General features: G+C 68.0%; 8 protein-coding genes. 5 read left to right on the top strand and 3 right to left on the bottom strand.

Translation table 11 applies throughout. The features are described from left to right. Together BM093_RS33920 and BM093_RS36425 are read left to right on the top strand one after the other, a co-directional pair. Positions 1-322, top strand: a 322-nt coding sequence (locus tag BM093_RS33920; protein ID WP_143105692.1) for a transposase family protein, incomplete at its 5' end; no start/stop codon positions are given. Positions 323-374: 52 nt separating this feature from the next. Further along, positions 375-515, top strand: coding sequence for a hypothetical protein (locus BM093_RS36425; RefSeq protein WP_177238881.1), 141 nt, complete (start codon positions 375-377; stop codon positions 513-515). A 1,137-nt stretch (positions 516-1,652) separates the two neighbouring features. On the opposite strand, the gene BM093_RS33905 is transcribed toward BM093_RS36425, so the two are convergent. After that, positions 1,653-2,240 (bottom strand): hypothetical protein, encoded by a 588-nt coding sequence (locus BM093_RS33905; RefSeq protein WP_093357299.1) that lies wholly within the window; start codon positions 2,238-2,240, stop codon positions 1,653-1,655. Between the two features lie 134 nt (positions 2,241-2,374). Between BM093_RS33905 and BM093_RS33900 the strand changes: the two genes are divergently transcribed. From BM093_RS33900 to BM093_RS33885, 3 genes are all read left to right on the top strand, one after another. Continuing rightward, positions 2,375-2,839, top strand: a complete 465-nt coding sequence (locus BM093_RS33900; protein ID WP_093357298.1) for a MarR family winged helix-turn-helix transcriptional regulator — start codon at positions 2,375-2,377, stop codon at positions 2,837-2,839. Positions 2,840-3,303: 464 nt separating this feature from the next. Further along, complete coding sequence (mshB, locus tag BM093_RS33895; protein ID WP_093357302.1) at positions 3,304-4,128, top strand: N-acetyl-1-D-myo-inositol-2-amino-2-deoxy-alpha-D-glucopyranoside deacetylase; 825 nt, start codon at positions 3,304-3,306, stop codon at positions 4,126-4,128. A 260-nt stretch (positions 4,129-4,388) separates the two neighbouring features. After that, the gene (locus BM093_RS33885) at positions 4,389-5,585 is read left to right on the top strand and encodes a glycosyltransferase (RefSeq protein WP_093357296.1); all 1,197 of its coding nucleotides are present in this window, start codon (positions 4,389-4,391) and stop codon (positions 5,583-5,585) included. Between the two features lie 242 nt (positions 5,586-5,827). Here BM093_RS33885 and BM093_RS33880 read toward each other — a convergent pair whose 3' ends face one another. Further along, a complete protein-coding gene (locus BM093_RS33880; protein WP_093357295.1) occupies positions 5,828-6,448 on the bottom strand; it encodes a DedA family protein in 621 nt (206 codons plus the stop codon). Between the two features lie 27 nt (positions 6,449-6,475). Then, positions 6,476-6,874: a VOC family protein gene (locus BM093_RS33875; RefSeq protein ID WP_093357294.1), complete on the bottom strand. Its 399-nt coding sequence runs from the start codon at positions 6,872-6,874 to the stop codon at positions 6,476-6,478. Positions 6,875-6,967 lie beyond the last annotated feature (93 nt).

The raw sequence follows: 6,967 nt of genomic DNA, 5'->3' as shown, positions 1-6,967 counted from the left end.
GGGTGCCGCCCGCGAGCACGGGATCATCGACGCCCTCGCCGCTGCCCGGGTGCAGGTGGTTGCCGATAGCGGATACCGCGGCGCCGGCCCGACGTTCGATCTCCCGCAGCGCCGGCGACCGGCCGATCGGGACACCGGTGAGCGCCGGCGGCTCTCCCCGGCGCAGCGGGAGGTCAACGCCGCCCACGCGGCGCAACGCGGGCCTGGGGAACGCGCCAACGCGATGTTCAAGAGCTGGAAGGTCCTGCGGAAGATCAGGTGCTGCCCGCAGCGGACCACCGCGCTGGTCAACGCGATCCAAACCCTCATCCTCGCTGGCTGACCCCAAGTGGAAAGAGTTCACTGCCTCGTTTCCTCGGTGGGGGATGGCTCGGGTGGCTGCCACCGGACGGGCCGATATCCCTCTGCACGTCGACAAGGGCGAGATCCATGCTGCGGCCAGGACACCGCTCACCCACGAGCAGGCCCGTGTGCTTGGTCGCATGCGCAACGCGATTGGCTCGGACACCGTGTGACGCTGCCGCGACTCCTACATCCACCGGACTGCGGCCTGCCCGAGATGTCGGCTGGGTCGGTTGCGGAGCATATGGCCGGCGCCGCCACGAGCGTAGGAGCTGAGGACCGACCGCGTCGCGGCGTCCTGATCCATCGCGGTGTCTGGGCCGAGCATCCCGACGAGCTCCCGATCATCGCCGGCACCCTGCTCCGGCTGCAGGTCGAGTACCTCCCGGGCGAGCACGCCCTGAAACCGGTCTGGGCTGTGGTCCTCGGTCACCGACGCCAGTGCCGCCGAAGTGGATCGGTGGTGGCGGTCGTTCCGGCGCCGTTTCGATCTCGAGCACACGTTCGGGCTGTTCAAGCAGACAGTGGGCTGGACCGCACCGAAGTTTCGGACCCCGGCCGCGGACCGCTGGACCGGGCTGATCGTCACCGCCTACACACCCAGCTACCGCTGGCCCGGCCCCCTCGCCGCTGATCTGCGGCGCCCCTGAACGCCCCGCCGAGCCGGGTCGGCTGACCCCGGCGCGGCCCGTCGCGGGTTTCGCCACCTACGCGCGAAGACCAGCCGTCCGGCCAGAGCACCGAAACCCAGCCGGGCCCCGGCCCGGGCGCGCCCGCCCGGATCCTGCAACCGACACCGCGCCACGACGTCGGGAAACGCACGACTACCGGCGCGCCCGGTCGAACCAGCCGAGGTTAAGGATGCAGGTGAGGGCAGGGCCCGGACCCGGCGGTGCGTCGTGCCGGTCTCGGCCAGCGCGCGCCTCGACCATCTCGAACGGCACGATCCGGGTCAGTTCACCGACATGCCCAGCGGCAAACCGGTCACCAGCGGCGGTCACGACACGTTTGATGACAAAATCCGTGCTCAGCGGAGCTCCTCGTGAGGGGCCGGGATGTCTTGGCGGACGCCCCCATCTCCTCACAGAGCTCCGCTCCCACTTCCTCACGACACGCCGCCACCCCCGGTCCTTGCACCAGCGCGGCTACCGCTAACTGAACGGTCTCGTGACTGGCTAGTTCCCGCTCCTGGCCCCTGCGAGCCCCGGCCGTTTCCGCGGTCGTCAAATCCTGGTGTCGATGCTGAGCTCGCCGAGATTGTCGGTGGCCGTCGACTGGGCCTGGTACCTCCCGGTGGCGTCGATGCTCGCTCAGGTCGGCCCGGCTTCGACTGGTTCCTGGACGACCTGCGGCGTCGTCGGCCCCCACGCGATGCGAGCCTCGTCGAGGTCCCGAAAGATCGACACTGTGCACGAGTTGCCCGTGGCCTGGCTGAGTCGCCGCTGTAGGAGCGCGATGTCTTCGGAGGCGAGTGTCCCCGCACCGAGGAGACCGACCAGCAGCTGGTCCGCGAACGACACGGCCGTCCCCTCGGCCACCGGCCCCGCGACGACCACCCTGAACGCAGGTGAACCCGCCCGGGCAAGCACAGTCTCGGCCACAATCCGCCGCACGGCCTCCTCGACCAACGGCCGAGGGCGGTGCACCCCGGTGAGGGCAGGCCACATGACGTGGTCACGCACGATCCCGACGTCGTCGTCCCCGGAACGCGTGACCAGGCCGAGAAGCGCGAGCCGGGTGACAATCGTCGTGACCTGCCGTGCGCCCACCGCAGAGGCACGCGACAGCGCGGTGATCGTGGTTGCCGCGTCTCCGTCGACGTGACGCAGCACGAGTGTTCCCACGACGCGCCCGGCCGCGCCGGGAAACAGGGTCGGGAGGGGGTCGCTGTAGTTCATGTCGTCTGCCTTCGCCCGTTGACACCAGGCACGAACCGGTGGCGAGCTCTCATGGCCAGCCACCTGTCATGCTAGCCTGACCGACAGCCTGCTGTTTATCAGCAGGCATAGTGTAATGTGTAAGGAGCGTGGGCATGGAGACCACCGGGACTCGCCCGGTCGAACGCCCGGCCGGGCTGGGTGGACTTGGCTACCGACTGGCCTTCGTGGCACGGCAGGCCCGCGCAGGTTTCGAGCAGCGGCTGGTCGATGACACCGGCGTCAGCTTTGCTGCCTGGACGGTGTTGGAGACGCTGACCGCACACGGCCCGATGATCCAACGCGACCTGGCCGAGACGCTCGAGATCACTGGGCAGACCCTGGCCCGCCAGGTTGATCGGATGGTCGCCTCCGGCTGGCTGCGACGCGACGGCGTCGCGCACGATCGGCGGGCCACTCGGATCAGCGTGACCTCGCAGGGCCAGGTCGTGCACCAGCGAGTTGCCACGGTGACCAAGCAGGCCAACGAGCAACTCACGCAGGGAATGTCCGAGTCCGAGATCGCCACACTCGACGCACTGCTCACCCGCGTGCTCGCCAACACCTACACTTCCCGGTAGGCACTTGATCAGGTACGCGCATGGACGAGCTGCCGGCGGCAGCGCCTCCCAGGCCCTCCCACCGTGGTTGCCAGGCGACATGCTGCGTGAGCGGCGGTCTCGGAGCCCAGGCCTGGCTCGACCTGCCGGAGCCGCAAGCGGCTCGGCGCCGGACAGTTCGCCAGTCAAGGGGGTATCCAGCTCGCGGCCTCGCGCCGTGCAGGGCCGACCGTCGAGGGACACGACGATGGTCAACGCGTGACCACGGCCTGCTCCACTGCCGCCTCCTCGCCAGCGCGCGATTGCCTGAGCACGTTCTGCCCCGTTCGGGCGGGCGCCACTTTCGAGCGCGGTGCGGGCCGCCCGATCGTGCGCAGGTCCACGAGCCCGCCGCACGACCGCGTCTTAGCAGGTGAAGAAGCGTCATGGTCCACCCGTCCATACCATCAGACGACTACCCTCGACGGGTGACCGAACGTCGCCTACTGCTGGTGCACGCCCACCCCGACGACGAGTCATCCGGTACCGGCGCCACCATGGCTCGCTACGCGGCCGAGGGCGCGACCGTGGCCCTCGTGACCTGTACCAGCGGCGAGCTCGGCGAGGTGGTGGCCGAAGACCTCGCCGGTCTGCGTAATGACCCGGAGGCGCTCGGAGCGCACCGCCGCCAGGAGATCGCAGGGGCGCTTGCCGAACTCGGCGTCGCGCGGCATCACTGGCTCGGTGGCGCGGGCAGGTGGCGCGACAGCGGGATGGCCGGCACCGCCGGCAACACCGCGGAATCGGCGTTCGCGGCAGCGGATCCGGACCACGTCCGCCAGGCGATGGTCGGAATCCTGCGCGCTGAACGGCCCCATGTCGTGATCACCTATGACGACTTCGGCGGCTACGGCCATCCCGACCACATCGCTGCCAACCGCGCCGTGATGGGGGCATTGGAACCCGCAGCCGACCGTTTCTGGGCCCCTGAACTCGGGGGGCCGTGGGAAGTGTCGAAGGTCTACTGGCAGGCGATGCCGGAGTCGATCTTGCAGCGGGCGCGGGAGGCGGGTATAGAGGGGTTCGAGCCGTTCACCGTGCCCGACGCCGAGTTGACCGCCGTGCTCGATGGGCGGGAGTACCATCCGAGGAAACTGGCCGCGCTGCGCCATCACCGCAGTCAGATCAACGTCGACGATGTCGGGTTCTTCGCGAAGCTGGTCGGCCAGCCCGAGTTCGCCATCGAGCATTTCGTGCTCGTCCGCGGCGCGCGCGGCCCTGGCCATGGACCGCACAACTGGGAACAGGACCTGTTCGCCGGTCTGCCCTGACCTCCTCAGCGGCGACCAGTGGACATCCGGGCCGGCGAATCTCGCCCGGTCTGCGGTGGGTCACGGCCATGCTCGAACTCACTTACGGCATCCTGGAGCGAGCTCGTCGCAAGCTGCCCCTGCGAGTTGCGAGGAAGGTGCTGCTCATGGAACCCACCGGTGCGGATGAGCTCATCCTGGTCGGCCCACTGGTCATAATCGTCCGCGCTCATTGACGACAAGCCGCAGACGACGCTCCACTAGGCGGAAAAGGGATCACATTGCGCATTGTTCTCACTGCTCAGCCCGGCTATTCGCATCTCGTCCCGATCGTACTCCCGGTCGCAGTTCTCGCGCAGAAGGCCGGGCATCAGGTCGCGGTTGCGACAGCTCCGGACGCCGCCGAGCACGTGGAGCGGGCAGGTGTTCAGCCGCTAGTGCTGCCGAACGCGGTCACGGTGGGTGATATGAAGCACAGCAGGAAGTTGAGGCAAGAGTTCGGCATTTCACAACCGCAGGCCCGACCGGGTGTCACCGCCGGAGTAGATCCGGAGACGTTCGCGCGCGGCTTCGTCAGAGTGCTGGGGAGCCGCTTTGCAGTCGACTTGGTGGAGGCGTTGTCGTGGTGGAAACCGGACGTGGTGTTGCGTGAGTCGACCGAGTACGGCGGTTACCTCGCTGCGGAGTACCTCGGGATTCCGCACGGCGCGTTGGACATCGCGCCGATGGCGCCCTACGGAGCGAGGGCGGTGCTCGACGAGCTGAACGATCAGCGTGCAGTACTCGGTCTACCTGGCGTAGCGGACCCGCTGCACCCGCTGCGCGGTTTCCGGGCGTCTGTAGTGCCCGAAGCTTTCCACCCGGTCGAGTTCCGCATTGCGGAGGGGCGCCACTACCGTCCGCCGGAACCAGTGGCGCCCGAGCCGTTGGATGCTGCCGTGGCCGAGCTGCCGGCGGATCGACCGCTGGTGTTGGCCAGTCTCGGATCGAACGCCGGACACCTCATCGGCGATGGCCCCTCGCCGCTGGACGCGATCATCGAGGCACTCGGACAGCTGCCGGTGACCGCCGTGGTCGCGTTGGGTGTGGGACAGAGACCCGAGCAGTGGCAGGGCCCGCGCGCCGACAATGTCCATTTGACCTCGTTCGTCCAGCAGAAGACGCTGCTCGCAGCGACCGATGTGTTCATCTCCCACTGCGGATTCAACGGCACCTGCGAGGCGTTGACCGCGGGAGTGCCGATGATCGGGATACCACTGTTCGCCGAGCAGCCCGCCAACGCTGCCCGCATCGAACAGCTAGGAGCAGGTGTGAGGCTCAACGTCGAGGACCTGACTGTCGATTCGCTGAGCTCGACACTGCAGACAGTTCTCGCCGACGCTACCTTCTCCGCACGAGCCAAAGGGATCCAACGCCAAACACTGGCGCTACCGCCGACCGAACGCCTCATCTATGATCTTGAAAAGATTGCGAGCTGACAGCCTGCAGCCAGGCCGTGTCGGAATCGACCGTGCGCACCCGCCGATTCGTGATCGACTGCGTTCGCCAGGTCAACCATCGAAGGCGCAGCGCCCGACGGCGGCGCTGTGTTGGTCGTAATGACCACCAACCGCGCCGGATTTTCCACATCGCTACCCGCGGCCCGCAACCGTACCTGCACGATCGCCTGGGCAACGCCGTCCTGGAGACCTGAACATTGCATCCCCGGAGTCGGCACACGTCATCCGGTGTTCGCAGGCGGCGGTGCGCCGCGGACTCGGCGCACTGCCCAGGCCGCCACTAGCACAGCGATGGTCAATGCGCCCGCCAACAGGGGGACTGCAGGGCCCACGCTGCTCGCGGAGACCCCAAGCTTTGTGAATACCGTTGCCCACATCACCGCGCTAATTCCCGCATACCCCATGAATCGGCGGTACGACATGCCGACCGCACCCGCGAGGGCGGGGACCAGCGCGTTGACCACGGGCAGGAACTGCAGCAGCACCAACCCGCGTCCGGAGTCCCCGGCCAGCAGGCGGGCTGCGCTGGCCCATCGCTGTCGTGTGACCATGCGAGCCAGGGCGCTTCGCTGTAGGGCCGGGCCGATGCAGCGGCCGATGGCGAAGCTGACCGACCATCCGGTGAGCGACCCGACCGTCGCGCCCGCGGCGAGGAGCGGCGCAGCCCGGGGGTCGACGGCTGCTGCGGCGGAGATCACGAGGACGTCTGCGGGCACCAGAAGACCGAGGAGCGCGAGGGTGTCGATGACCATGACCAGCCCGAGGCCGAGTGCCACCGCTGGCGCCGGCGCGTGACCAAGCCCGGTGAAGATGCTTTGCAGGACCGCCTCCACGGTGGTCACGTCGTCACCGCTGCTTGCCGGCGGCTGTCAGTGGTCGGTGTGGGGGGTGGTCATGATTTCCATGACGTGGCCGTTGGGGTCGTCGAAGTAGACGGCGCGTCCGTTGCGGGAGGTGTTGATTTCGCCGACGCGGTGGGGGTGGTGGGGTTCGGCGTAGTAGCGCAGGCCGGCTGCGGTGATCCGTTCGAATATTTGGTCGAAGGTGTCGTCGTCAACTTCGAAGGCGTAGTGGTGGGCGGTGATGTCGGTGGTGCCGCGGTCGGCGAAGTCGATGTCGGCGTAGTCGAGTGTCATCGATCCGATGGGTACGGGGATGAAGGGCCCGAAGGGTGTGTGTACGGGCACACCGAGGATGTCGGCGAGGAACTCGGCGGAGGCCTGCTTGTTCCGGGCGGGGACGACGGTGTGGTTCAGCGTGATGCTCATCCGGTGCTTCCTCCAGGCGTGGTCGTGGCCGGGTGTGGTCGGGTCGGTCCTTCTTCTTCACTGTAAACGACAGCGTGCTGTCTATCAGCGAGC

Origin of the sequence: Pseudonocardia ammonioxydans, assembly GCF_900115005.1 — a bacterium.
GTDB lineage: Bacteria > Actinomycetota > Actinomycetes > Mycobacteriales > Pseudonocardiaceae > Pseudonocardia > Pseudonocardia ammonioxydans.
Note: the sequence above shows the minus strand (reverse complement) of the source record. Positions and strands in the feature narration are given on the sequence as shown.

Excerpts from the sequence above, each read along its gene's own strand:
- BM093_RS33900 (WP_093357298.1), top strand. The coding sequence starts at position 2,375 with ATGGAGACCACCGGGACTCGCCCGGTCGAACGCCCGGCCGGGCTGGGT.
- BM093_RS33905 (WP_093357299.1), bottom strand. The coding sequence starts at position 2,240 with ATGAACTACAGCGACCCCCTCCCGACCCTGTTTCCCGGCGCGGCCGGG.
- BM093_RS33875 (WP_093357294.1), bottom strand. The coding sequence starts at position 6,874 with ATGAGCATCACGCTGAACCACACCGTCGTCCCCGCCCGGAACAAGCAG.